At 37.7% G+C, this 24,282-nt stretch carries 27 protein-coding genes and 3 pseudogenes; 26 read left to right on the top strand and 4 right to left on the bottom strand.

What is annotated here, in order from left to right; genetic code table 11:
* Window positions 1-31: 31 nt before the first annotated feature.
* Genes HMPREF2655_RS08720 through HMPREF2655_RS08705 form a run of 4 tightly spaced genes read right to left on the bottom strand, consistent with a single transcriptional unit; the run spans window position 32 to window position 1,276 of the window.
* The gene (locus tag HMPREF2655_RS08720) at window positions 32-331 is read right to left on the bottom strand and encodes a DUF5960 family protein (RefSeq protein WP_001072467.1); all 300 of its coding nucleotides are present in this window, start codon (window positions 329-331) and stop codon (window positions 32-34) included.
* On the bottom strand, window positions 318-686 hold the full coding sequence (locus HMPREF2655_RS08715) for a hypothetical protein (protein WP_000567222.1): 369 nt from the start codon (window positions 684-686) through the stop codon (window positions 318-320). The genes HMPREF2655_RS08720 and HMPREF2655_RS08715 overlap by 14 nt, the downstream gene beginning before the upstream one ends.
* A gap of 12 nt (window positions 687-698) precedes the next feature.
* Window positions 699-1,034, bottom strand: a complete 336-nt coding sequence (locus HMPREF2655_RS08710; protein ID WP_000806926.1) for a DinB/UmuC family translesion DNA polymerase — start codon at window positions 1,032-1,034, stop codon at window positions 699-701.
* Window positions 1,031-1,276: a hypothetical protein gene (locus HMPREF2655_RS08705; protein WP_001813542.1), complete on the bottom strand. Its 246-nt coding sequence runs from the start codon at window positions 1,274-1,276 to the stop codon at window positions 1,031-1,033. The genes HMPREF2655_RS08710 and HMPREF2655_RS08705 overlap by 4 nt, the downstream gene beginning before the upstream one ends.
* A 433-nt stretch (window positions 1,277-1,709) precedes the next feature.
* Between HMPREF2655_RS08705 and HMPREF2655_RS08695 the strand changes: the two genes are divergently transcribed.
* The 26 genes and pseudogenes from HMPREF2655_RS08695 (at window position 1,710) to HMPREF2655_RS08580 (ending at window position 24,243) form a co-directional block, all read left to right on the top strand.
* The gene (locus HMPREF2655_RS08695) at window positions 1,710-2,273 is read left to right on the top strand and encodes a TMEM175 family protein (RefSeq protein WP_033630185.1); all 564 of its coding nucleotides are present in this window, start codon (window positions 1,710-1,712) and stop codon (window positions 2,271-2,273) included.
* Window positions 2,274-2,536: 263 nt separating this feature from the next.
* On the top strand, window positions 2,537-3,145 hold the full coding sequence (locus HMPREF2655_RS08690; protein ID WP_070838604.1) for a Type 1 glutamine amidotransferase-like domain-containing protein: 609 nt from the start codon (window positions 2,537-2,539) through the stop codon (window positions 3,143-3,145).
* Between the two features lie 178 nt (window positions 3,146-3,323).
* On the top strand, window positions 3,324-4,067 hold the full coding sequence (locus HMPREF2655_RS08685; protein ID WP_033629799.1) for a CPBP family intramembrane glutamic endopeptidase: 744 nt from the start codon (window positions 3,324-3,326) through the stop codon (window positions 4,065-4,067).
* A gap of 154 nt (window positions 4,068-4,221) precedes the next feature.
* A complete protein-coding gene (locus tag HMPREF2655_RS08680) occupies window positions 4,222-5,028 on the top strand; it encodes an alpha/beta hydrolase (RefSeq protein WP_070838602.1) in 807 nt (268 codons plus the stop codon).
* 11 nt (window positions 5,029-5,039) lie between these two features.
* Window positions 5,040-5,168 carry an ADP-ribosylglycohydrolase gene (locus HMPREF2655_RS10145; protein WP_000899999.1) on the top strand — a complete coding sequence of 43 codons (129 nt, stop codon included), beginning with the start codon at window positions 5,040-5,042 and terminating at the stop codon, window positions 5,166-5,168.
* A gap of 87 nt (window positions 5,169-5,255) precedes the next feature.
* On the top strand, window positions 5,256-5,873 hold the full coding sequence (locus tag HMPREF2655_RS08675; RefSeq protein ID WP_070838600.1) for an SAP domain-containing protein: 618 nt from the start codon (window positions 5,256-5,258) through the stop codon (window positions 5,871-5,873).
* 40 nt (window positions 5,874-5,913) lie between these two features.
* Window positions 5,914-6,027 (top strand): annotated as a pseudogene (locus HMPREF2655_RS10140) (ADP-ribosylglycohydrolase); the annotation flags it as partial.
* Window positions 6,028-6,231: 204 nt separating this feature from the next.
* A complete protein-coding gene (locus tag HMPREF2655_RS08670) occupies window positions 6,232-7,203 on the top strand; it encodes a DUF6892 domain-containing protein (RefSeq protein WP_070838598.1) in 972 nt (323 codons plus the stop codon).
* Between the two features lie 71 nt (window positions 7,204-7,274).
* Window positions 7,275-7,945: pseudogene (locus tag HMPREF2655_RS08665) on the top strand (hypothetical protein).
* A 59-nt stretch (window positions 7,946-8,004) separates the two neighbouring features.
* Entirely contained in the window at window positions 8,005-8,667 is a 663-nt protein-coding gene (locus tag HMPREF2655_RS08660; protein ID WP_000865035.1) for a DUF443 domain-containing protein, read from the top strand.
* 164 nt (window positions 8,668-8,831) lie between these two features.
* Window positions 8,832-9,593, top strand: a complete 762-nt coding sequence (locus tag HMPREF2655_RS08655; protein WP_001108327.1) for a hypothetical protein — start codon at window positions 8,832-8,834, stop codon at window positions 9,591-9,593.
* A gap of 29 nt (window positions 9,594-9,622) precedes the next feature.
* A complete protein-coding gene (locus tag HMPREF2655_RS08650; protein WP_000841612.1) occupies window positions 9,623-9,982 on the top strand; it encodes a hypothetical protein in 360 nt (119 codons plus the stop codon).
* Window positions 9,983-10,154: 172 nt separating this feature from the next.
* Window positions 10,155-11,036 (top strand): diacylglycerol/lipid kinase family protein, encoded by an 882-nt coding sequence (locus HMPREF2655_RS08645; protein ID WP_000710093.1) that lies wholly within the window; start codon window positions 10,155-10,157, stop codon window positions 11,034-11,036.
* Window positions 11,037-11,099: 63 nt separating this feature from the next.
* Entirely contained in the window at window positions 11,100-11,591 is a 492-nt protein-coding gene (locus HMPREF2655_RS08640) for a phosphoribosylanthranilate isomerase (RefSeq protein WP_001086572.1), read from the top strand.
* Between the two features lie 178 nt (window positions 11,592-11,769).
* Window positions 11,770-13,509, top strand: a complete 1,740-nt coding sequence (locus HMPREF2655_RS08635; RefSeq protein WP_070838596.1) for a glycoside hydrolase family 13 protein — start codon at window positions 11,770-11,772, stop codon at window positions 13,507-13,509.
* A gap of 156 nt (window positions 13,510-13,665) precedes the next feature.
* Complete coding sequence (locus tag HMPREF2655_RS08630; protein ID WP_000830951.1) at window positions 13,666-14,541, top strand: DUF4300 family protein; 876 nt, start codon at window positions 13,666-13,668, stop codon at window positions 14,539-14,541.
* 21 nt (window positions 14,542-14,562) lie between these two features.
* Window positions 14,563-14,745, top strand: coding sequence for a hypothetical protein (locus HMPREF2655_RS08625; protein WP_000450744.1), 183 nt, complete (start codon window positions 14,563-14,565; stop codon window positions 14,743-14,745).
* 72 nt (window positions 14,746-14,817) lie between these two features.
* A pseudogene (locus tag HMPREF2655_RS10540) lies at window positions 14,818-15,325 on the top strand (YfbM family protein).
* A gap of 178 nt (window positions 15,326-15,503) precedes the next feature.
* The gene (locus HMPREF2655_RS08615) at window positions 15,504-16,058 is read left to right on the top strand and encodes a hypothetical protein (RefSeq protein ID WP_000411074.1); all 555 of its coding nucleotides are present in this window, start codon (window positions 15,504-15,506) and stop codon (window positions 16,056-16,058) included.
* Window positions 16,059-16,689: 631 nt separating this feature from the next.
* Entirely contained in the window at window positions 16,690-18,150 is a 1,461-nt protein-coding gene (locus HMPREF2655_RS08610; RefSeq protein ID WP_025171510.1) for an aminotransferase class I/II-fold pyridoxal phosphate-dependent enzyme, read from the top strand.
* Window positions 18,151-19,011 (top strand): polyamine aminopropyltransferase, encoded by an 861-nt coding sequence (gene speE, locus HMPREF2655_RS08605; protein WP_000366713.1) that lies wholly within the window; start codon window positions 18,151-18,153, stop codon window positions 19,009-19,011.
* Window positions 19,008-20,267, top strand: coding sequence for a saccharopine dehydrogenase family protein (locus tag HMPREF2655_RS08600; RefSeq protein WP_000088759.1), 1,260 nt, complete (start codon window positions 19,008-19,010; stop codon window positions 20,265-20,267). Before speE ends, HMPREF2655_RS08600 begins: the two co-directional genes overlap by 4 nt.
* Window positions 20,267-21,394, top strand: a complete 1,128-nt coding sequence (gene nspC, locus HMPREF2655_RS08595) for a carboxynorspermidine decarboxylase (protein ID WP_000764357.1) — start codon at window positions 20,267-20,269, stop codon at window positions 21,392-21,394. Before HMPREF2655_RS08600 ends, nspC begins: the two co-directional genes overlap by 1 nt.
* Window positions 21,391-22,476, top strand: coding sequence for an agmatine deiminase (gene aguA, locus HMPREF2655_RS08590; protein ID WP_000573466.1), 1,086 nt, complete (start codon window positions 21,391-21,393; stop codon window positions 22,474-22,476). The genes nspC and aguA overlap by 4 nt, the downstream gene beginning before the upstream one ends.
* 9 nt (window positions 22,477-22,485) lie before the next feature.
* Window positions 22,486-23,361 carry an N-carbamoylputrescine amidase gene (aguB, locus tag HMPREF2655_RS08585; RefSeq protein ID WP_070838594.1) on the top strand — a complete coding sequence of 292 codons (876 nt, stop codon included), beginning with the start codon at window positions 22,486-22,488 and terminating at the stop codon, window positions 23,359-23,361.
* A gap of 144 nt (window positions 23,362-23,505) precedes the next feature.
* Window positions 23,506-24,243 carry a TraX family protein gene (locus HMPREF2655_RS08580; protein ID WP_070838592.1) on the top strand — a complete coding sequence of 246 codons (738 nt, stop codon included), beginning with the start codon at window positions 23,506-23,508 and terminating at the stop codon, window positions 24,241-24,243.
* The last annotated feature ends 39 nt before the right edge of the window (window positions 24,244-24,282 follow it).

The following is a 24,282-nucleotide window of genomic DNA, read 5'->3' as shown; positions in this document are numbered from 1 at the left end:
TTAAAAATAGGAACAGTCAATTGAACTGCTCCTATTTTTCTGCTAAATATATTGTAGTTTTCTTATATGTATAATGATAGATTAGCGGATTCTCATCTACGGTACTTACTTCAAATATGAAGAAGTGATCGCGGTTATCTCTGGACTTTTCCTTATTGAGGACAAAGTAATTCTTACGTGAAGTCGCCATTGTTTTTAGGATATCATCAGTTAGGAAGGTCAATGGAATATTCATGTTAGAGTAGCGGTAGAAGTCACGTTCAAAATCTTGGTAGCTCTCGCTATAATAGTCCATTTGTAGGTGATTACGCTGAAACTCAAGCTGATTCATAGAGCACCTCCTCGACAAGTTCAATACTAATAATGTCTTTTAATTTCAAATTGATGTGACCTGTTGTAGTTTTTATCAAAATGAAATCTTTGGTCAGACTTGGTATTGTTCCAGTGTAGGAAACACGCTTGTTTTTTTCAATCACTTGAATGCGTGTGCGTAGCTGCCCGGCGTATACTTGACTGAGGAGTAATAATTTCTTCTCTAGTGATAAGTCAGACATGTACGTTACTTTGTTTGTATCATCAGAGAGTGCTGATGCATGTTCAGATAGGAAAAAGCCCATCCATTTTTGCATCTTTGTATCCTGGTACTCTCTTGCTGATTGAAATGGTAAATATGAACGGTCAATCATATCAAATCCTTTCTATGCAGAGGCAAGGGTATTTTTATCAAATTGAATCGTAAAACCTTGAATTCCCCCACCTGTGTAACATTCTTTAAAGCGATTGATTACCTCAGTATAGATTATCACAGATGAGCTTGTTGGCTTAATGCTAAATGTAAATTCCAATGGTAATCGGTTTTCAGATTTAGCATGTACTAGTCGTATCGATATTTCAGTTGTTTTGAGTTTTCTCTGACGAAGTTTTGAAGTTGCTGTTTCAACGATTCCATGTAAAAATCTTTCAAGCATTTCAATATCATTACATCCTTTGCTACGGATTTCTGAAAATTGTACTGTATTTTTTTCTTGTTTCATTTTAATCCCTCCAATCCACCCGCGGAATGACCACCGATAAGTTTACTGCGTTCAATATTTCTGGAACCTTCAGTTAGGACGGTTCCTTTTTGTATGGCTAAAAAACCAAACTGTTCTCTGACAACATCAATAGCTGTCTGAAGTCTATTATCTTTTTCAATTTGTTCTACATCATCAAAGAGTGATAGTAGAGTATAGCTTTCATCTACGAAGCCACTATAAGATACACCAATTTGTCTCACTGCACCAGAGGTGTATTTTTTCGGAATAATACAAGTACATGACTCACCATTGTTTTGGGGAGATTTGCGGGTTCAATTTTATTCTGAGCATTTATAGATTTTTTCATCTCAGTCCTAGAATAGCCAATATGAATAGAAACGACAGTAGTCAATACTAGGGCTACTGTTCCGTTCCACAGTATCATTTAAAAATCATTTTCACACCCTTTCGTCTATTAGTATAGAAGAAAGCTCTCAGCACACGTGGAGTGCGTAAGTTATTTAGAGAAATGTAGTTAATCAACTCGCTTTTTTATTTCAAAGCGAGATGCTTCAAAACTCCACTGGAGCCTTGAACATATATAAAAATAAAGTTATTGTGTGACTGAAATAATCAGGCACTTGGATAGAATAGAATCGAAAGGACTATTTGATGAAAAAACAACCGCAAATAATGGAAAAGGAACGTTTGGGAGCCTTTATTGACGCTGTGTTAGCCATCGTTATGACTATCTTGGTTTTGGAGCTGGAAAAGCCAAAAACCTTTGATTTGCAAGGACTATGGGAGCTTAGAACAAATTTTCTTGCCTACGGTATTTCTTTCTTTTGGCTGGGAGCTATGTGGGTCAATATCCATTCTTCTTCGCATCTCATTAAAAAAGTTAGCCAAAAAACAGTCTGGGCAACCATTATTATGCTCTTTTTCTCCTCCCTTTTTCCCTATACCACTCAGCTCATAGCAACCCATTTCGACAATGGTAGTATGCAAGCATTCTATGGGGTAATCGTTCTACTCATTAGCTTTTCAGTATTATGGTATTACCGTACCTTGGATGAAGTGAATGATATAGCTGAGATGCATGCGTTAAGACGAGGACGAAAGCGTTGGATACGATGGGATATTGGTATTAAAATGTTAGGGCTTATCTTATCTCTGACAATCTTCCCAGCAGGAGTAGGACTGTCAGTCCTAGTAACACTTTTATTTATTGTTATCCCGAGACAATTTAAAGTCTAATCATTTAATCGACTCATCTGTTTTATTCGGGACTTAGTTGACTGCTTCCGATTCTGAGATTTTTGAATTTGTATTGATAAGCATTGCATTCAATACTTTTCTATAGGAATTCACTGAAATAACAGTCAAGACATATGATGTGTGTGACTCAGCTTGTACAAGTTGAGATAGTCAGGAATTTGAATAATTTTTTTGTAACAGTTATAATGACAATTATGAATAAACTTGTTTAAACTTTATGTCTCTTTAGAAAGTGTGTTAACTTGAAAGAACAAATATTTTTGATGGGTGGGAATCCCCCAATAACGAAATATAGCATTGTTGATAAAATTGTGTCATCAAGAAAGATTGAAAGAATTGTCATTTTTACAGTTTTTCGAGATAATTGGCAACCCTATATGAAAAAGTACACGGAAGTTTTCCAAAGTCAATTTCCTAATCTAAACACTGATTACTTACTTTTGGACACTGAGCAGATTGATTTTGATAGCTATTTAGATGCTGATCTAATCATCATTGGTGGAGGAAATACGGAAAAATATATAGCTACTTATGTCAATCAGGAGTTCAAAAATTATATCGATCATATGCTTAATAAAGGGGCAAAAGTTATAGGGTTTTCTGCAGGAGTCCTATTATTAGGAGAAAAAGTCTATGTCTCACCTAATGATAATTCAGATCATCAGATAAAGATAAAAAATGGATTAGGACTCTTTAGTCAGTTTTTAATTAGTGTCCATTATGATTCCTGGAATGATAAAGCTAATAAGGATAGAGCAGAAGAACTCGTCAGTGTTCCCATAATTCCACTAAATGATCATTCCTGTCTTGAATTGGATAGACTTGGAAACATTATTGAGAAAATTGACTAGTTTTAATCATGCGAATCTGAATCTACGAAACTAAAGTATTGACGAAATGAATAGTGAAAAGCCTTGATTGTAAGGCTTTTTTGTGTTTTTATGATAGAATATAGGTAGTTATAATCGATAGCAACTAAGAAGCAGTAAAAATATTATTCATAAAATAATCAAGATTAGGAAGAAAAAAATGACAGAAATTGATAAAAGGAACTTAAAAAATTATCTTTGTTTTACATTTGGAATTACTTATATATCTTGGGGGCTTCTTGCCATATTTACACAATCTTATATTTTGGGATTAGAGACATTTATAGGAAGAATATTACATATAGTTGGTGCACTTGGACCAGCTATTGCAAGTGGCTTTTATTTAAAAAGTAATAATATAAAATTTAAACATTTTTTATTTAATAGGATAGAAAATAGTAGTATTTATTTCATTTATCATATGTTAGCAATTTTGATACTATTTTCTGTATCTTCCTTAGAATTAAACGGAGTATCCATTTATCTGATGCCGTTATTCTTTATACAACTAATTTTTTTGGGTGGTGGACATGAAGAATTAGGATGGAGAGGAATATTACAACCATTACTTGATAAAAAATATACTTATTGGCAATCTAATTTGATTGTAGGATCAATTTGGGGAATATGGCATCTGCCTTTATGGTTTATAGTTGGAGAAAGTCATCAAGGATTTCCTTTTATTTTATTTTTTATATATACATTATTTTTAAGTTTTGTTTTAGGGCTTCTTTACCGTCAAACGAAATCTGTGGGATACTGTGTATTATTTCATGCATTCGCAAATTTGTTAAATCTCTATTTTGTGCTAAAAATTAATCTTATTTTTATTATCATTTTTATTGGTTATTTGATTTATACTATATTGGCGAGTAATAGAATTAGTAAGGAAACAACATTTTAAAATTTAGATCAGGATATCCATTATTGAGAGTAACGTGTGGTCATTCTAGATAATCAATGTTAGAGACTGTTCTATTTGATGAGACATCACTGCTTGTACGAGCTGATTAAATAAGGGTGTAGCTAGTAAAAGTCCTACAGTAAGGAGTTTAAACATGAAATTCCATGAATTTGGTGATAAGAATTTGCCTCCTATTTTACTGATACATGGTGGTGGCAGTTCTTGGTGGAATTATCTTCGTCAAGCACGAATCTTGTCAAAAGAATACCGTATTATTCTACCCACTTTGAATGGCCACGGCGAGGAATATCAACTTGATTATGTTTCTACTGAAGATTCTGCTTTGGAGATTCTAGACTATATCAAAGAAAACTGTGGTGGGAAATTGTTTGCAATCGGTGGTGTTTCACTTGGTGGTCAAATTGCCATGGAGCTTTTGTCTTTAGACAGTGAAATTGCTGAGAAGGCCATCATAGATGGAAGCCTCTGCATTCCTCAACCAAGGTTAGCTAAAATCAGCATCTTTCTAGTGTCTCTATTTGGTAAACTGATGTTCAATAAATTCTCTTGCAAACTTCAGTTAAGCATGATGAACAAACTCAGTCCTAAACTGGCTTATCCAGAGGAAATAAAAGCTTATTATTTGGAGGATTTGCCAAGAACCCCTGTCAAAACATTGGTGACCATTTACAAAAACTATATGGGATGTTACAAGCTGAAAGATATGATTTCTGCTAGCAAGGCTCAGGTTCTGTATATTTATGGTGAAAAAGAATTGAACTGTGTGAAAGAATCAGCGAAATTATTTCATCAGCTACATTCAAATACAATTTTGTATGAAGCAAAGGGCTATAATCACGGCTATTTATCAGCTTACCTGCCTTATGAGTGGATTGATTTGGTGGTGCCATTTTTAAAGAGTGACTCATTAGAAATGTGTAACGAATCTGATATGCCATAAGGAGGAAACGGATGCTAGGAGCAATTATTGGAGACATTGTAGGTTCTGTTTACGAATGGAACAATATCAAAACGAAGGATTTTCCTTTATTTTGTGAGGATTGTTTTTTCACGGATGATACGGTAAGTTCGAACCGCTGAGTGTGTGAGTTTGTTAGTGAAACGTAGTTAATCCTCAAAAAAATTATTTTAAGATGAAAACTAGATTGGTTTTAAGGAGGTAAAATATTGATAGAGAGCAGACCTGAGTTTGATACAATCAAATCCTTTGATGAGTTTAATAAATACTATTGGTATCGTGATGAACTTTCACAGATATGCAGGTCATTAGGACTTGAATATAGAGGTACAAAACAGGAACTCAATGATATTATTGAGCAGTACTTTAAGGGTATTTTGATTAAAAAATCATCAATAAAAAGGAAAAAGAAACAAGTAGAAGTCGTTACCTTAGATTCGCCCTTACTTGAATGTGGATTCTCCTTTAATGCACACTTTAGAGAATATTTCTCAACTTTAACAGGTGTTTCGCCCTTTAAATTTACTGCTGATATGGCTACAGCTTGGAGAAAAGTAAAAAAAGAAAATGATTTGAATTTCACAATCCAAGATATGCTAAAAGTCTATTATGGAAATTCAGATTATGCCAAGTATGATCATTCGGTTTGTCAATGGAATCAATTTCTAAAAGACTTTTGTGCAGACGAAAATAGTCGCAATTACTCGAATAAACTAAAAGTAGCTTCTATTCTTTGGAAAGAAGTTAGAAATTCAAGTAATGCAAAAATTTATTCAAAGAATCTTTTAACTAAATATGCTGATAAAATAGACGAGTATGTCAAGTAGAAATGTCAGTCTAAACTAATAGTTTGTAAGGAGGAATACCATGCTAGGAGCAATAGTTGGAGATATTGTAGGTTCAGTTTATGAATGGAACAATATCAAAACGAAAGACTTTCCATTATTTCGTGAGGATTGTTTTTTCACGGATGATACGGTAAATCCGAACCGCTGAATGTGTAAGTTTGTTAGTGAAACGTAGCTAATCCTCTCACCTTTTCATTTTAAGGTAAGAAGGCTTCCTGCTTTTTTAATCCTATGGACGAAAAATACGGCAAAACCTTATTTTATACAGTAAATTTTCTAACGTTAGAAAAATAGATTTGATGCATTTAGATAAACAAATTATAAATAGGAGAATCGAATGTTTAATTTTTTTAAAAAGAAAGATCCTAAAAACCTCGAAATCAATTTTCATGACAATTCAATGGTAATGAACGGAACCAGCTTGTCTTTTCCTTTATCTTTGAAAGATATTGAGGCTGTATTAGGAAAGCCTGATCAGGTTGTAAAAAAAGAAAATAAATACATAAAGTACATTTACGACAATGCTGGTATTGTATTTGAACATTCGTTTTCTGTCAAGAATCATTTAAAGAAATGCAGGGTCTATCTTGATGATGAGCATCTACTTTCTACTATCAGTTTCTACTACGGTGATGTTGTAAAACCTATGTTTGGAGAAGAAGAATTACCCAAGATGCCTTGTCAAGCCGTAGTATCCACTGATGGAAAGACTCCCTATTTTCTTTATGATAGACACAGAACTGGGGATTTCAATTTTATTTTATGGACCCCTCGTGGAACCAATTTTAATGGAAGACCAGATGTAATGAGATATCCACTCACCATTTCTTACTATCCAGAAATCAAGCATGAACGTCAAAAATCAAATCCAAAAGTTGTTCAAGAAAAATATCTTCATTTCGATAATCTGAATTTTAAACTAGCTATTATCCAAGTATTGATGTATGATTTAGAGGTTTTAAAGCCAGCTTTTGATATTTTTGATTTTTCAGAGGAATTTAGCGAGTTGGATATTGATACAGAAAGTACAGAACTTGTCGAGCCTGCCTTAGAATACTTTAAAAATCTTCAGATTTCACAGAAGTATGCAAGTCTTGTAAAAGAGATTGATATGGATGGTGGTAATGAAATCTTTATGAATCTGATTCCTCAGTGGGATGGTGAGGATAGTTTTTTTGATTTGAATGAGGTTAGTTTGGCTGAATTAAAGCAGTTTCCAAATTTAAAACAAGCGACAATCATGTCAAGTAATTTTGAACAAGTTAAGGAAACTTTTGCTACAGCTGGAGTTGACGTAGAACTAGTGTAAGTTAAACTAAACATTTATAAATTTTTGAAAAAATCTTACTTTTATGACTCGAAAAAAGGATTAAATAAAATATGAAAAAGTTTAAATGGTGTTTATGGTTAACTGGATTTCTTGTTATTCTTTTGACAGCATCTTCATTGAATGCTTGTAGTTTGGGTGGCGAAACTATTCCCCAAAATAGAACAAAGGAACAGTTCGAGTTTGAAAAAACGTTTGATCCCATGTTTAGATTTTTGGAACAAGAGCAGAAAGATTTTGATGGGCTGGAAGCTTATAAAAGTAGGGTCTATATAAAAAATGGTGACGAAGTCAAAAGATATGAAATTGACCTAGGTATTACCAAGGCAGATGGTAAGGGTGACTATAGAATACAAATCGGAGAAAACAAAAAAACGGTTCCGTTAGTTATTCTAATGGCAAGTTGCATTACGATTCGGAGATAGACCCTTTATTTGACGAAGAGATTCTTAACTTAGTTGTCAAAAGAGATGTTTTTGACTCCTTGAATGTAAAAAGGACGTTAAGAACCGGAACAACAGAGCTTAGTGAAATTATCTACCACCCAGAAAATAACTCTGACCTCTTTCAGAAACTGAAAAGCAAATATGATCTACCAGAGGAAACAACATGTCAAATTAGAATAGATCACTCAGATAAAACAAATTATGGGATTACAATACAGTTAACATCGAAAGATATGTCTGTCAAAATTGGTTTAACTATTATTAAAAAACGGGGCTGACGATTTAGGAATGTTATTGAAAAGAGTTTTTTAACTCTGAGAAGGATTTAAAGGTGACTATGAAAGTAAAATTTAAAGAAACGAATAAAGTATTTTTCAAAATAGTAGAAGTAGAGGGAGAAAAGTATATTCTAGATTTGACGACTGTTAGACCAAAATCCTATTTCTGGGGTTCTCTTCCTGATGAGATCACTGCAAAAATGCAAAAGTTAGATAAAAGAGATACGCGTTTTGAAAGTGTGGCTCCAACTATGAGTAAATCAATTGGGGTTGCAATTGGAACAGCAATAGGGGGTTCTGGCTATCGGCTAGTGACAAATTTTTTTAGAAACAATGGGATTAGTCACAACCTTCCTTTAAAGATAGGCTTATATGGCCTATTCATTTCCCTAGCTTATCTTGCTTTCTGGTTCATTGCCATAAGAGCTCGTCATAGCGTCCAAAAAAGACTTGATAATAAAGTTTCAAACTATCAAATAACCTTTAAACCAGTTGGAAATAAACGTCAATTAAAACATTACAAACTTCTTCCTTTTATCCTTGTTCCGACTCTTGGATGTTTTGCATTTTATCTATATACTGTTAATGGAACAGAGGGAGCCTTACTTGTTATTAATAGTATTCTATTATTGGGATTTTTTACAGTGATTTTAGGCATGTCACCACTCCGAGAAAGTGTCGAAAAGCAAGAGATTATTTTTGATAGAATAGAGAAGTTATAAGTTAAGATGAAAGCTGTTTATGATCCTATTTTGCAGGTCACATTGGGCTATTCTATCAGAAAAAAATAGGGAACTGATTAGAGAGCATTTTGTTAGTCAATGACTCATTTAAGGTTCAGAACTGCTCTCGTAATGACATTTTATAATTTAGAAAAGGAGTAAAAATGAATTATTTAGAAATACGCAAGAAATATGGATTTTATAGAAAAGTCGTGATTGTTTTGGCTGTTCTTCTCATTCTTTTTGTAGCTTGGATGGTGAAAGATAGGACTATTCAAACCCTTTGTATTTTATTCATAAATGCACTCTTATTTCTTTTCATTGCACTAATCAGAAGAGGGTATGTAAGGAGTGGTACTAAGTTACTGTATATGGACTTAGATTTACCATCTTGGAAGCAATACATTGAATTGAAGAAAGATGCAAAAAGAGCTATTATAAAAATGGATGTGACACTAACATCTGTTGGGTATTCCTATATGATTGGTGATTTCGATGCTGCCATTAAGGAGGCTTCTGAAGCAACGACTGATCAAAAACTGAAGCCAAAATACAGGGATTCCTTAGAGAGTTACCTCATTCGCTCGACAGTTCTTGCAAATCCTAACCTAACCAGAGATGAGCTTGATCTTATGCTAAACAAAATGTCCATATCAGATTCCTCTCTAGCCGAGAAAACAAAAAGCGTGAGTATTGCACTTTACGATTTAACAATTGCTCATCAATCCAATGATTACTTTGAAGAATTAGAAAACGAGTTTAAATATCAACAATTGGAAATCATTTACTATCAAGCCTTGAACTCTAAATTAAAAGGAGATATGACTAGGGCGAATGAATTGTTTAGAAAACTCGCTCAAGAAGATGAACAGCTCTATATCGTCCAGAAGTCTAAAGAATTTTTAAAAAGTGAATCTATTAATTAGCGATGAATAAGTACAGGAAAGGATTGAATATGAAATCAAACAGTTTATTTTTTTTTAATGGAATTTTTGCTTTAACGTGCTCTCCCATTATTGCATTTGCATTTTTCTATAGATGGGAGATAAGATTTATCAATGGGGCTCTTCGTTTTGTTGATAAACCAGCATGGGCTTTTTCAGTAAATTTAATTAGTTTTATATTTCTTGTTTGTTCCATACTTGCAATTTTCATTTATAGAAAAGAATCAAATGGTCGTAAGAAAAGCTTTTTGTTTCTTTTAGTTGCATCTATCACAGGTTTTATCCCCTTCCTTTCATTTTTTTCAGCAATTTTTGCTCTTATTGCTGGGATTTTATATTTGGTTGATTTTAATCGATTGGTAAAAGAATAAACTAGAAGGTATTTATCATTTTCAACATATCCAACCTTTTTTAGAACTGATTCTCTCAATCTCCGGTACGTCTGATTTCTATTTTTTGAGGTTTCATTATATAATAGCATTATATGTAATGACTGATGTAGTTACACTAACATTTCTATTTAAAAATTAAGGAGTATTATCAATGAAAAAAGCAATGTTAATTATAAACCCTACCTCTGGTGGGGAAAAGGCTTTGGATTATAAGGTCAAGCTGGAGAATAAGGCCAAAGATTATTTTGAGCACGTGGAAACCAAAATTACTGAAAAAGCGCTGGATGCAACACACTTTGCTGAGGAAGCCTCTCGTGAGCAGTACGATGCAGTGGTTGTTTTCGGTGGAGACGGGACTGTCAATGAAGTCATTTCGGGTATTGCTGAGAGAGACTACATTCCTAAGTTAGGGATTATCCCAGGCGGTACAGGTAACCTCATTACGAAACTGTTGGAAATCAATCAAGACATCGATGGTGCGATTGATGAACTTGATTTTAACTTAACCAACAAGATTGATATCGGTAAAGCAAATGATAACTATTTTGGTTATATCTTTAGTATCGGTTCTCTGCCTGAGGCGATTCACAATGTGGAGATCGAGGACAAGACAAAATTCGGTATATTAGCCTATGCTGTAAATACCATGAAGTCTGTGATGACGGATCAGGTCTTTAACATTAAGGTTGAGACAGAAAATGGAAATTATGATGGTGAAGCGAGTCATGTTTTGGTTCTCTTGACAAATTACTTCGCTGATAAGAAAATCTTTGAAGAAAACAAAGACGGCTATGCCAATATTTTGATTCTAAAAGATGCTTCTCTATTCTCTAAATTATCCGTCATTCCTGATTTACTAAAAGGCGATGTTGTCGGCAATGATAATATTGAGTATATCAGAGCTCGTACTATTAAAATCTCTTCAGATAGTGAGTTGGAGTCAGATGTTGATGGCGATAAGTCGGATAACCTACCTGTAGAGATTAAGGTACTGGGCCAGCATATTGAAGTTTTTTCACAACCGAAAGAGTAGAAGATAGAAACAAGTTTGTCTTTCACTGAGAAATAAAGTTTTATATCAAAGATTGGAGGAAGGATGAATTCTCTATTTGATGAATTTCGAACAATTTGTTCTCATTTAAACCAAGTTGGAATCACACCCACGCTCATGGGGTCTTTGGGTTTTGAATACCGTTCAAATGAAGATTGGGAGCCGTCTGACATTGACATTCATGTCTCTGGAGATCCTAGAGGCTGGGAAGCGCCTGATCATCTCAGGATTTATGACTGGGACAAGATAATGAAAGTGATGAACCACTTAGGCTATACCTTGGTAGATATTCACGAGCACGAATTCCAAAAAGATGATGTGAGCGTTGAATTTGGAAGTATCGATTCCTTACCTGATTTTGCAGGAGTTTCGAAATCAGATATAGAGTTGATTCATCTCGAGGACATCACGTTTCGTGTTCCAAGTTTGGAACAGTATTTCAGTATATACAAGGCTTCTTCCCAAGATTCCTATCGAAATGACCACAATAATAATAAAGATTTTAAAAAGATAGATTGGCTTGAAAGGCATTTGTAAATCATCAATCAGAAAGTAGTAGGTATTAAATCTTACTGCTTTTTTATATTCTCAAAAACAATCCACTCGAAACTACGGACAAGTCTTGAAAATAAAATTTTAAAGTAGTATACTAGAATCACAATAATGAAAACGTTTGCGCAGCAAGATGAATAAAAGTAAACTAGGAGACAGAACAATGGAATTAACAGCCATTTACCATAGACCAGAGTCAGAGTATGCGTACCTTTATAAGGATAAGACAATGCACATTCGTATCCGGACCAAGAAAGATGATATAGAAAGCATCAACTTGCATTATGGAGACACTTTTATCTTTTTAGAGGACCATTATGAAGCAATCAAGGAGATGGTCAAAGTAACTTCTGATGTCTTATTTGATTACTGGCAAGCGGAAGTTTCAGTTGGCTATGCACGACTCCAGTATCTCTTTGAACTCAAGGATAAGCAGGGTCAGAGTATTTTGTATGGCGATAAGGGATGTGTTGAAAATACGCTAGAAAACCTTCATTATGAAGGAAATGGCTTTAAAATTCCGTATATCCATGAGATTGATGCTTGCCATGTTCCTGACTGGGTAGCAGAGATGGTATGGTACCAGATTTTCCCAGAACGCTTTGCTAATGGCAATCCTGAGATTTCACCTGAAGGTGCGCTAGCTTGGGATTCCTTTATCAAGCCAAAGACGAGCGATTTCTTTGGTGGTGATTTACAGGGCATTATTGACCATCTGGATTACTTGCAAGACTTAGGGATTACAGGTCTTTATCTCTGTCCGATTTTTGAATCCCCAAGCAATCACAAGTATAATACGACGGATTATTTCGAAATAGATCATCATTTTGGAGATAAGAAAATTTTTCGTAAACTGGTGGAGGAGGCCCATCAGAGAGGGATGAAAATCATGCTGGACGCTGTTTTCAATCATATCGGGGATCAGTCTCTGCAGTGGCAGGATGTTCTCAAGCATGGTGGAAAGTCGGAATATAAAGACTGGTTCCATGTTCAAGAATTTCCCGTGACCAAAGATAAGCTTGGAAATCCAAGAAAACTCCCTTATCATACCTTCGCTTTTGCCAGCTATATGCCCAAGCTCAATACGGCCAATCCTCAAGTGAGAGACTATCTGTTAAGCGTTGCGACTTACTGGATTGAAGAGTTTGATATCGATGCATGGCGCCTGGATGTGGCCAATGAAGTAGACCATCAATTTTGGAGAGATTTCCATAAGGCTGTCTTGGCTAAAAAGCCTGACCTTTATATTCTTGGAGAGGTTTGGCACACTTCACAGCCCTGGCTAAATGGAGATGAATTCCACGCAGTCATGAACTATCCTCTCTCTGACAGTATCAAGGATTATTTCTTGCGAGGGACTAAGAAGACACCTCAATTTATCGATGAAATCAATAGCCAGTCTATGTACTATAGACAACAGATTTCGGAAGTGATGTTCAATCTTTTGGATTCGCATGATACGGAGCGCATTTTGACTACTGCCAAGGAAGATGTTCAACTCGTTAAGTCGGCTCTTGCTTTCCTCTTTTTACAAAGAGGGACACCGTGTTTCTACTATGGAACAGAGTTGGAGTTAGGTGGAGGACCAGATCCAGATTGTCGTCGTGTCATGCCTTGGGAACGTGTTTCAGACAGTAATGACATGCTTAATTTTATGAAGAAGTTGATTCAACTTCGCAAGAGTGTCTCAGATATAATTCAGAACGGGACCTATAGACTGAAAGAAATCAAGCCAGATGTGGTATCTCTGGCATGGGATTATGATGGACAAAAAATCCAAGCTGTTTTTAACCAATCAACTGAAAATTATCTTGTAGATAGTGATGTTGTAGCTCTAGCAAGTCATTGCCAAGTATTGGAGCAGCAACTGGTGATATTGCCTAAAGGTTTTGTGATTCAATAAAAAATAGGATTAAAAAGGCTGTAATGAATGGGTGATTCGTGCAGTCTTTTTTTGACTTATGTAGTATAATAAAGCTAAGTCACGGATTACCGGATGAGGGATTAGTGAAGAGTGTTTAAAGAAAAATAGGGACTTGTGCTTTAGAAAGGAAATTTCATGAAACGATCGAGAAAAGTAGTAGCCTTGGGACTGTGTTTGCCCTTATTTCTTGGTTTGGCTGCTTGTCAGCAAAATAATACGAGCACTGAAGCTACAAATCAGACACAGACCAGTTCAGATAAAGTTCCTTGGACGGCTTCATATACCAATTTAAACAGTCAGGTAAGTTCCGAAGAGGTCAAATCTCTCTTATCAGCTCACTTGGATCCAAATAGTGTTGAGGCATTTTTCAATCTTGTTACAGACTATAATGTGACTGTCGGCTCCACTGGTTTAAGTGGGGATTTTACCTCTTTTACGAAGACAGAATACGACGTAGAGAAAATCAGCAATCTCTGGAATCAAAAAAAGGGTGACTTTGTTGGGACCAACTGTCGCATCAATAGCTATGCGCTCTTAAAAAATTCGGTCACCATTCCAAAACTTGAAAAGAATGATCAGCTGCTTTTTGTGGATAACGATGCTATCGATAAGGGAAAAGTATTTGATGCGAAAGATAAGGAAGAGTTTGATATTCTATTTTCTAGAGTGGAGACGGAAGCAACGACGGATGTAAAAGTTCACGCGCAGAAGATGGAGAAATTCTTCTCTCAGTTTCAATTCAATGATAAAGCTCGAATGTTGTCTGTTGTATTGCATGACAATTTGGATGGAGAGTATCTTTTTGTCGGGCATGTTGGTGTTTTAGTGCCAGCTGAGGAGGGTTTCTTATTTGTAGAGAAACTGACTTTTGAAGAGCCCTATCAAGCTATTAAGTTTGCGAGTAAAGAGGATTGTTACAAGTATTTAGCTACAAAGTATGCGGATTATACAGGTGACGGACTTGCTAAGCCTTTCATCATGGACAATGAAAAATGGGTTGAAGGATATTAAGATAGGCAAAGGAGAAGCAATATGGAGACTGTAATAGCGCTTTTAGTTATTATTCTTATCGGATTCTGGGCTGTAAACATTCTCAAGCCTCGTAAGTCAAATAAAAAAGAAAGATTTTTAGGCTATATGCAGCGCTATGATATAGATGGTGAGGGTTATCAGTCAGAAGTCTGGGAAGTGACGGAAGATGAGAATGAGAAATAAGGAGGAGAGTCCAAAAACAGTAGATATCTTGCCTTTTTCAAGAAAGGGGCCTAACTAATTGGAGGAAACATTATGGGAATGATTGCTAATTATCAATATCTATCTGATAATGAATTAAGCCAAATAAAGTGGTATTCTTGTCAGGAAGAGGATTTGCTTGACTTGGTAGAGGATTATCCTGAGGGAAATGATACGTTGATAGATATTGACAAAATGTGGGATGCCTTACTCTTTGTTATGACAGGTTTTAGTAGTTCAGAATTTATGGATGACGACCCCTTGAGAGAAGCTGTCTTGGGAGTAAACTCCTTTAGAAAATGTATCAGAGTATGCAGCCTATACTGAACACTCAAAGATAGCTGAGATTGTTCAAGCTTTAGAGAATTTTGACATGGATAGGGCTCTGGCAGACTTTAGCATGGAAGCATGCAAGAAGGCAGATTTGTATCCCGATATTTGGGATTATCTTGATGAAGAGGAAGAAATCAAGGATGATATTCGAACCTGTTTTGTAAAAATGAAAAACTTTTATAAGAAAATCTTAACACTCAAAGGAAATGTCTTAGTGACTATTTGTTAACTACTTTTACCAACTGTTAGTCAGGTGCGTGATGAATGCACATCTAGAAAATTGTACACCTGATGACTTGTCTGGTGAAGGAAATATTCCACAGTATAGTTGGGCGGAATAGATAGAAATTGGTTATAGAATTTGTAAGCATAATAGATTTTAAGCTTTAAGATGGAGGATTAAAGAGATGGAAAAAATTGAATGGGAAAATGCAAAGACGCGTTTAGATGCCTTGCTTGTCATTGTTGAGTATCGAACAGATCCAAACAAGCCCTGGCTTCGATTGATCAGTAAGACTGAGGAGTGCTATGGGGTCCGTTACCTTATCGACAACGGTTCTGGCGATTCTCTAGATGTGATCTTTACTGATAAAATGATTTTTATAAAGGGCTTTGATCATGAAAGCAGTTTGAGTCAATTTGCTGCGGATGAGTGGAATCAAGATATCATAGACGGATTTTATAAAGGACTGGATGAAAAGTATCAAAACCTTTACTCAGAAGAGCAAAAAGATGAAACAACCTTCTTTATCTGGTATGACGGACAAGAGCATCAAAATACCTACCAAGATCAGGACGGTGGCGAATGGTTATTATCCTATTTCTTTGACAGTTTTGAGAAATTTCATGAGTTTGTAGAGTACTATTATTCAATTACCGTAGATGAGGACTTACTTAGAAAACTTTACAAACAAGGACAGCTTTCAAAAGTAGAATTGGAGCAGTTGATTCACACTTCCTAGCTGGAAATATGTATAAAATCTGATGAAAAGAATTGATTTTCAATATCAAGTCATACTTTAAGATTATTAAAATATCTAATGATTGTAGTTTCTTTTTTCTTACTTCTTTGACGTTTTAAAGCGATTTCTTTTTGTCATTGAATAATATTTCACGAACAAAAAAAGAAATTCTTTAAAAAAGTTTCACAAAATCCTTTACAAGCTCTTATAAACATGATATAGTTATAAGGCTTAGAAAATGAGAAGATGTTTTCTAGCAAATATAAACCCGAGTAAAAAATGCCTACGGACAGGCAGGGTTGAATGCCGAAGCGTGGTTGAAAAGCCACATTATTGATAGGGTTAAAAGCCTACTTTTATAAGTTGATGTTAGGACGCTTGTCCTAATTCATAAATTTTAGTGTGGTGAAAGCACACGTCATCTTGTGAAACGATCAATAAAGTACGTAATATTTGCTACTAGAGAGTTAGGAAACATCGGGAACAGACATACTCAACAGAAACCAAAATAAACACGTCAGAAGATTGCAGAGCAGGTGAAAACCTGCTCTTTTTTCATAAGTCAACCTTAGTCAACCTTTAGTCACCTTTATCTTCTTGAGGTGCTAAAAATATGGTAAAGGAGTATGTCTTGAAGAAGTTAGATCAAAACCAAGCCCCAATTTACGAGGCCTTGGTCAAGCTACGCAAGAAAAGGATTGTTCCCTTTGATGTGCCAGGTCACAAGCGTGGACGAGGAAATCCAGAACTTGTCGAACTGTTAGGGGAAAAATGTGTTGGTATTGATGTCAATTCGATGAAACCCTTGGATAATCTAGGCCATCCCATTTCGATTATTCGGGATGCAGAGGAGTTGGCAGCAGATGCTTTTGGAGCAGCCCACGCCTTTCTCATGATTGGGGGAACAACCTCATCAGTTCAGACCATGATTCTTTCGACCTGTAAGGCAGGAGATAAGATTATTCTGCCACGAAATGTCCACAAATCTGCTATCAATGCGCTGGTTCTATGTGGTGCCATTCCCATCTATATCGAGATGAGTGTAGATCCTAAAATTGGCATTGCTTTAGGTCTTGAAAATGAACGGGTGGCCCAGGCCATTAAGGAACATCCAGATGCTAAAGCTATCCTAATCAACAATCCTACTTACTATGGAATTTGTTCGGACCTCAAGGGTTTAACGGAAATGGCCCATGAAGCGGGCATGCTGGTTTTAGTGGATGAAGCCCATGGAGCGCATTTGCATTTTACAGACAAATTGCCATTGTCAGCTATGGATGCTGGAGCTGATATTGCGGCGGTCTCTATGCATAAGTCTGGTGGGAGTTTGACTCAGAGCTCCATTTTACTTCTTGGGGAGCAGATGAATCCTGAGTACGTTCGTCAGATCATCAACCTGACCCAATCAACATCTGCCTCTTACCTACTTATGTCTAGTTTGGATATTTCTCGACGAAACTTAGCTCTTCGTGGTAAAGAGTCTTTTGAAAAAGTCATTGAGCTCTCCGAGTACGCTCGTCGTGAAATCAATGCTATCGGTGGTTACTATGCCTACTCAAAAGAATTGATAGACGGTGTGTCAGTCTGTGATTTTGACGTGACCAAGCTGTCAGTGTACACTCAGGGGATTGGGTTAACAGGTATCGAGGTTTATGACCTCCTACGAGACGAATACGATATTCAGATCGAGTTTGGGGATATTGGCAATATATTGGCCTATATTTCAATTGGTGACCGCATCCAAGACATTGAGCGTCTGGTTGGTGCTTTAGCTGATATTAAGAGACTTTACTCACGAGATGGAAAGGACTTGATAGCTGGAGAATATATTCAACCCGAGTTGGTCCTGTCTCCTCAGGAAGCCTTTTATTCAGAGAGAAGAAGTTTAACATTGGATGAATCCGTTGGACAGGTCTGTGGGGAATTTGTCATGTGTTATCCTCCAGGAATTCCAATCCTAGCTCCAGGTGAACGCATTACACGAGAAATTGTAGACTATATCCAATTTGCCAAGGAACGTGGTTGCTCCCTCCAAGGGACGGAAGATCCAGAGGTCAATCATATCAACGTCATTAAGAGAAAGGAGAACTAGATGGATTTATGGTTTTCTGAAGTTCATACTCCAGATGTGAAATTGTCCCTGAGAACAGCCAAGCAACTCTACGCTGGTAAGAGTGAATGGCAGGATATCGAAGTATTAGATACGCCAGCTTTTGGGAAAATACTGATTTTAAATGGGCACGTCTTGTTTTCAGATGCGGATGATTTTGTCTACAATGAAATGACCGTCCACGTACCCATGGCTGTCCATCCTAATCCTAAGAAAGTATTGGTTATTGGGGGTGGCGACGGCGGTGTTGCCCAAGTTTTGACACTGTATCCAGAATTGGAACAAATCGATATCGTTGAACCAGATGAAATGCTGGTTGAGGTTTGTCGTGAATATTTCCCAGATTTTGCTGCTGGATTAGATGACCCTCGTGTTACCATTTACTATCAAAATGGACTGAGATTTTTACGAAACTGTGAGGATGATTACGATATCATTATCAACGATGCGACAGATCCATTTGGACATACGGAAGGGCTCTTTACTAAGGAATTTTACGGAAACAGTTACAGAGCCTTGAAAGAGGACGGAATCATGATCTATCAGCATGGGAGTCCCTTCTTTGACGAGGATGAGTCAGCTTGCCGAAGCATGCACCGCAAGGTCAATCAAGCCTTTCCAATCAGTCGGGTCTATCAGGCGCATATCCCAACCAGTCCAGCTGGCTATTGGTTGTTTGGATTTGCATCGAAAAAATACCATCCTGTCAAAGATTTTGACAAGGAAGGCTGGAAAAAACGCCAGCTTTTCACAGAATACTACACTGCAAACTTACACGTGGGAGCCTTTATGTTGCCCAAGTATGTTGAGGACATTTTAGAAGAAGAGGAAGGGAAAAAATGAGTCGTTTATTAGTTATTGGATGTGGGGGCGTTGCCCAAGTTGCTATTTCAAAGATTTGCCAAGATAGCGAAACCTTTACAGAGATTATGATTGCTAGCCGTACCAAGTCAAAATGTGATGACTTGAAGGCTAAACTGGAAGGTAAAACAAGTACAAAGATTGAGACAGCTGCCCTTGACGCTGACAAGGTTGAAGAAGTGATTGCCTTAATTGATAGCTACAAACCAGAAGCTGTTTTGAACGTAGCTTTACCATATCAAGATTTAACAATTATGGATGCTTGCTTGGCAACAGGTATCCACTATATCGATACCGCCAACTATGAGGCTGAGGACACAGAAGACCCAGAATGGCGTGCCATTTATGAGAAACGTTGTGAGGAACTAGGTTTTACAGCCTATTTTGACTACTCATGGCAGTGGGCTTATCAGGAGAAATTCAAAGAAGCAGGCTTGACAGCTCTTCTTGGATCTGGATTTGACCCAGGTGTGACCAGCGTCTTTTCTGCCTACGCCCTTAAACACTATTTTGATGAAATCCACTATATCGACATTTTAGACTGTAATGGTGGTGACCACGGTTATCCATTTGCAACAAACTTTAACCCAGAAATCAACCTCCGCGAGGTTTCTGCGCCAGGTTCTTACTGGGAAGATGGAAAATGGGTCGAAGTCGAAGCCATGTCAATCAAGCGTGAGTACGATTTCCCTCAGGTTGGACAAAAAGACATGTATCTCCTTCACCATGAAGAAATCGAATCATTGGCCAAAAACATTCCAGGTGTTAAACGGATTCGTTTCTTTATGACTTTTGGCCAATCTTATCTAACGCACATGAAATGCTTGGAAAACGTTGGTCTCCTTCGTACGGATGCTATTAACTTTAATGGACAGGACATTGTACCGATTCAATTCTTAAAAGCCTTGCTTCCTGATCCAGCCAGCCTTGGCCCACGCACTGTAGGAAAAACCAATATCGGCTGTATCTTTACAGGTGTCAAAGACGGTGTTGAAAAGACTATCTATATCTACAATGTTTGCGACCATCAGGAATGTTACGCAGAAGTTGGTTCACAAGCAATTTCTTACACAACAGGCGTTCCAGCCATGATTGGGACCAAATTAGTGATGAACGGAACTTGGAAACAACCTGGAGTTTACAACCTTGAAGAGTTGGATCCAGATCCATTCATGGAAGCTTTGAATGAGTACGGATTGCCTTGGGTTGTGGTAGAAAATCCGCAAATGGTGGACTAATGAAGTTAGAACAAGTACCCACACCAGCTTACGTCATTGATTTGGCCAAGTTAGAAGCAAACTGTCGCATTCTACAATATGTTCAGGAAGAAGCGGGCTGCAAGGTTTTACTGGCCCAGAAGGCTTATTCTCTCTACAAAACCTATCCCTTGATTAGCCAGTACCTATCTGGTACGACGGCTAGTGGTCTCTATGAGGCTAAGCTAGCTAGAGAAGAGTTTCCGGGGGAAGTCCATGTATTTGCACCTGCTTTCAAGGATGCAGACTTGGAGGAATTGCTGGAGATAACGGACCATATCGTCTTTAACTCAGAGAGACAGTTGCGTAAACATGGTCCTCGTTGCCGAGAGGCTGGTATCAGTGTCGGTTTGCGCCTCAACCCTCAATGTTCTACCCAAGGTGATCACGCGCTCTATGATCCTTGTGTACCTGGATCCCGTTTTGGAGTCACTATAGACAAGATTCCTAGTGATTTGCTGGACTTGGTGGATGGTCTTCATTTTCATACCCTTTGCGAGCAGGGGGCAGATGATTTAGAGACAACCTTGAAAGCAGTCGAAGCGCAGTTTGGTCCTTATTTACATGAGGTCAAATGGCTCAATATGGGTGGTGGACACCACATCACTAGAGAAGACTATGATGTGGATTTGCTAATTTCTGAAATCAAGCGTATCCAAGAAACTTACAATCTTGAAGTCTATATCGAGCCGGGAGAAGCTATTGCTCTCAATGCGGGTTATCTAGCAACTGAAGTATTGGACATTGTCGAAAACGGTATGGATATTTTGGTTTTAGATGCCTCCGCGACCTGCCATATGCCTGATGTACTTGAAATGCCCTATCGTCCACCTTTGAGAAATGGATTTGAACCGCAGGAAAAAGCCCATACCTATAGACTTTCTTCCAATACCTGTCTGACGGGTGATGTGATTGGCGATTATAGCTTTGAAAATCCAATCCAAATCGGTGATAGACTTTATTTTGAAGATATGGCTATTTACTCCTTTGTCAAAAATAATACCTTTAACGGTATTGGCTTGCCAAGTCTCTATCTTATGAACGAGCAGGGGGACTGCAGCTTAGTCAAAGCCTTCGACTATCAAGACTTTAAAGGGAGATTATCATGATAGAAACTCCAAAAAAATTAGGCTTTCGTATGCCAGCAGAATATGAACCCCATCATGGTACCCTCATGATCTGGCCGACTCGACCAGGTTCGTGGCCCTTTCAAGGAAAGGCTGCCAAAAGAGCATTTAGCCAAATTATAAAAAACATAGCCCAAGGGGAAAGAGTCTATCTCTTGGTGGATCAGGCTCATCTATCTGAAGCCCAATCCTATCTAGGAGACAAGGTCGTTTATTTAGATATTCCGACAAATGATGCCTGGGCGCGTGATACTGGTCCGACCATTCTTGTTAATGACAAAAGAGAAAAGTTGGCAGTTGATTGGTCATTCAATGCTTGGGGTGGGGCCGTGGATGGTCTTTATCAAGATTATGAAGAGGATGACCAAGTAGCTAGTCGTTTTGCTGAGATCTTGAAAATACCTGTTTACGATGCTAAACCTTTTGTACTGGAAGGTGGAGCGATCCATAGCGATGGTCAAGGAACCATTCTTGTGACTGAAAGTTGTCTTCTAAGTCCTGGACGCAATCCCCACCTGTCTAAAGAGGAAATCGAAAACACCTTATTGGAGAGCCTTGGCGCTGAAAAAGTTATCTGGCTTCCCTATGGTATTTATCAAGATGAGACAAACGAGCACGTTGATAATGTAGCAGCCTTCGTTGGTCCTGCAGAGCTTGTTCTAGCTTGGACAGACGATAAAAGCGATCCTCAGTATGCTATGTCTGCAGCCGACCTTGAGATTTTAGAAAAGGAAACGGATGCAAAAGGTCGCACTTTCACTATTCATAAGCTTCCTATTCCAGCTATTCGTCAGGTTGTCACTAAGGAGGATTTACCAGGTTATACCTATGAATATGGGGAAGAGGAGCGTTATGAGGGCGAGCGTCTTGCAGCTTCCTATGTCAATTTCTATATTGCCAACAAGGCTGTCTTAGTTCCACAGTTTGAGGATGTTAACGACCAAGTAGCCCTAGATATTCTCAGCAAGTGTTTCCCAGACCGAAAAGTTGTAGGAATACCAGCCAGAGATATTCTTTTAGGTGGTGGCAATATCCACTGTATCACCCAACAAATCCCAGAATAGGAGAAAAAGATGAGAAATGTTAGAGTTGCAGCGATCCAGATGCAATGTGCCAAGGATGTGGCAACAAATATCCAAACAGCGGAACGTTTAGCTCGCCAATCCGCAGACCAAGGCGCGCAAATCATTCTCTTGCCTGAATTATTTGAACGTCCCTATTTCTGTCAGGAACGCCAGTATTACTATTATCAGTATGCCCAGTCGGTGACAGAAAATACAGCCATTCAGCATTTTAAAGTAATTGCTAAGGAACTACAGGTTGTTCTACCGATCAGTTTCTATGAAAAAGATGGCAATGTCTTGTATAACTCAATCGCTGTCATTGATGCAGATGGTGAAGTGCTGGGTGTTTATCGGAAGACCCACATACCAGATGATCATTATTACCAAGAAAAATTTTACTTTACGCCTGGTAACACTGGTTTCAAGGTCTGGGATACTCGCTATGCTAAGATTGGGATTGGCATCTGTTGGGATCAATGGTTTCCTGAAACGGCGCGCTGTCTTGCGTTGAATGGGGCAGAATTACTCTTTTACCCTACAGCTATTGGTTCGGAACCTATCTTAGATACGGATAGTTGTGGGCACTGGCAACGTACTATGCAAGGCCACGCAGCAGCGAATATTGTCCCAGTCATTGCAGCCAATCGTTATGGTTTGGAGGAAGTCACTCCTAGTGAGGAAAATGGCGGACAGAGTTCCAGTCTTGACTTCTACGGTTCGTCCTTTGTGACGGATGAAACAGGAGCTATTCTAGAGAAAGCTGAAAGACAAGGTGAAGCTGTTCTGTTAGCGACCTATGACCTTGACAAGGGAGCAAGTGAACGCCTCAACTGGGGACTGTTTCGTGATAGAAGACCCGAAATGTACCAACGAATTACGGACTAGAAGGTAAATTTCATAATAAACATTTAATATTCACGCCTGTCTTACAAAAATGTAAGATAGGCTTTTTAAATGTAAGATGGATGTACGATTATACGTGGAAATGTATGCTATACTCTATGTAGATCAAAAAGAAAGAGGTTTATTATGAAAAAATGGAATGCGACGCAGTTGAAGTATCTGATGGCGGCAGTAATGGTTCTAGACCATATCCCACATATTACCGGAATCGTTTCTCCTCTGTGGGAAGGTATCTTTCACGCCTTGACCCGTTGTGTGGGAGTTTGGTTTGCCTATATAGCTATGGAAGGTTTTATCCATACTCGAAATTTGAAAAACTACCTCATCCGCCTCTGGTTTTGGGCACTTATCATGTTTGCTGGAAATAGCCTTCTCAATACTCTGTTTGCCTCTAAGGGTGTAATGGTTACTAATAATATTTTCTTGACTTTGGCCATCGGTGTCACCATGCTTTGGATTGGTTTTCCCAGAAAAGAGTTGGATAAAAAGGAGAAGTTGTGGCGTCGTATTGGGCTTGCTGGGATCTTGATTTTCGGGTGTCTTTTTACTGAGGGGGGCATCACCATGCTACCATTTCTCTTGATTAGTTACTCTTGTCGAAATCGCAAGGGCTTGCGAAATCTCCTATATGCCTTTCTGTGGGCCTTCTTGTTAGTGACTTCCATCCAAATTTACGACACTTGGCACCAAACACTGGAAATGATGCTTTTCAATTCTGACTGGCTCTTTATCACCGTATTTCCTTTTACGGCCTTGTATAATGGACAGCGAGGAAAAGAAACCAGTTGGAGTAAATATTTCTTTTATATTTTCTACCCAGCTCATCTATGGATTATAACCTTGATTGCCTATTTGGTTAAGTAACAAAAAAGCAAATAACAGTAATTTCTGTCTATTTGCTTT

Source organism: Streptococcus sp. HMSC066F01, from assembly GCF_001837335.1.
Lineage (GTDB): Bacteria > Bacillota > Bacilli > Lactobacillales > Streptococcaceae > Streptococcus > Streptococcus oralis_S.
The sequence above is the reverse complement of the archived record's forward strand: the minus strand, read 5'-3'. Positions and strand labels throughout refer to the sequence as shown.

What these genes read in the sequence shown, in the direction of transcription:
- HMPREF2655_RS08635 (WP_070838596.1), top strand. Translation starts at nt 11,770, where the DNA reads ATGGAATTAACAGCCATTTACCATAGACCAGAGTCAGAGTATGCGTAC.
- HMPREF2655_RS08680 (WP_070838602.1), top strand. Translation starts at nt 4,222, where the DNA reads ATGAAATTCCATGAATTTGGTGATAAGAATTTGCCTCCTATTTTACTG.
- HMPREF2655_RS08710 (WP_000806926.1), bottom strand. Translation starts at nt 1,034, where the DNA reads ATGAAACAAGAAAAAAATACAGTACAATTTTCAGAAATCCGTAGCAAA.
- aguB (WP_070838594.1), top strand. Translation starts at nt 22,486, where the DNA reads ATGAGAAATGTTAGAGTTGCAGCGATCCAGATGCAATGTGCCAAGGAT.
- HMPREF2655_RS08600 (WP_000088759.1), top strand. Translation starts at nt 19,008, where the DNA reads ATGAGTCGTTTATTAGTTATTGGATGTGGGGGCGTTGCCCAAGTTGCT.
- HMPREF2655_RS10145 (WP_000899999.1), top strand. Translation starts at nt 5,040, where the DNA reads ATGCTAGGAGCAATTATTGGAGACATTGTAGGTTCTGTTTACGAATGG.
- HMPREF2655_RS08720 (WP_001072467.1), bottom strand. Translation starts at nt 331, where the DNA reads ATGAATCAGCTTGAGTTTCAGCGTAATCACCTACAAATGGACTATTAT.
- HMPREF2655_RS08645 (WP_000710093.1), top strand. Translation starts at nt 10,155, where the DNA reads ATGAAAAAAGCAATGTTAATTATAAACCCTACCTCTGGTGGGGAAAAG.
- speE (WP_000366713.1), top strand. Translation starts at nt 18,151, where the DNA reads ATGGATTTATGGTTTTCTGAAGTTCATACTCCAGATGTGAAATTGTCC.
- HMPREF2655_RS08660 (WP_000865035.1), top strand. Translation starts at nt 8,005, where the DNA reads ATGAAAGTAAAATTTAAAGAAACGAATAAAGTATTTTTCAAAATAGTA.
- HMPREF2655_RS08615 (WP_000411074.1), top strand. Translation starts at nt 15,504, where the DNA reads ATGGAAAAAATTGAATGGGAAAATGCAAAGACGCGTTTAGATGCCTTG.
- HMPREF2655_RS08640 (WP_001086572.1), top strand. Translation starts at nt 11,100, where the DNA reads ATGAATTCTCTATTTGATGAATTTCGAACAATTTGTTCTCATTTAAAC.
- HMPREF2655_RS08695 (WP_033630185.1), top strand. Translation starts at nt 1,710, where the DNA reads ATGGAAAAGGAACGTTTGGGAGCCTTTATTGACGCTGTGTTAGCCATC.
- HMPREF2655_RS08715 (WP_000567222.1), bottom strand. Translation starts at nt 686, where the DNA reads ATGATTGACCGTTCATATTTACCATTTCAATCAGCAAGAGAGTACCAG.
- HMPREF2655_RS08685 (WP_033629799.1), top strand. Translation starts at nt 3,324, where the DNA reads ATGACAGAAATTGATAAAAGGAACTTAAAAAATTATCTTTGTTTTACA.
- HMPREF2655_RS08630 (WP_000830951.1), top strand. Translation starts at nt 13,666, where the DNA reads ATGAAACGATCGAGAAAAGTAGTAGCCTTGGGACTGTGTTTGCCCTTA.
- HMPREF2655_RS08670 (WP_070838598.1), top strand. Translation starts at nt 6,232, where the DNA reads ATGTTTAATTTTTTTAAAAAGAAAGATCCTAAAAACCTCGAAATCAAT.
- HMPREF2655_RS08580 (WP_070838592.1), top strand. Translation starts at nt 23,506, where the DNA reads ATGAAAAAATGGAATGCGACGCAGTTGAAGTATCTGATGGCGGCAGTA.
- HMPREF2655_RS08655 (WP_001108327.1), top strand. Translation starts at nt 8,832, where the DNA reads ATGAATTATTTAGAAATACGCAAGAAATATGGATTTTATAGAAAAGTC.
- nspC (WP_000764357.1), top strand. Translation starts at nt 20,267, where the DNA reads ATGAAGTTAGAACAAGTACCCACACCAGCTTACGTCATTGATTTGGCC.
- HMPREF2655_RS08625 (WP_000450744.1), top strand. Translation starts at nt 14,563, where the DNA reads ATGGAGACTGTAATAGCGCTTTTAGTTATTATTCTTATCGGATTCTGG.
- aguA (WP_000573466.1), top strand. Translation starts at nt 21,391, where the DNA reads ATGATAGAAACTCCAAAAAAATTAGGCTTTCGTATGCCAGCAGAATAT.
- HMPREF2655_RS08650 (WP_000841612.1), top strand. Translation starts at nt 9,623, where the DNA reads ATGAAATCAAACAGTTTATTTTTTTTTAATGGAATTTTTGCTTTAACG.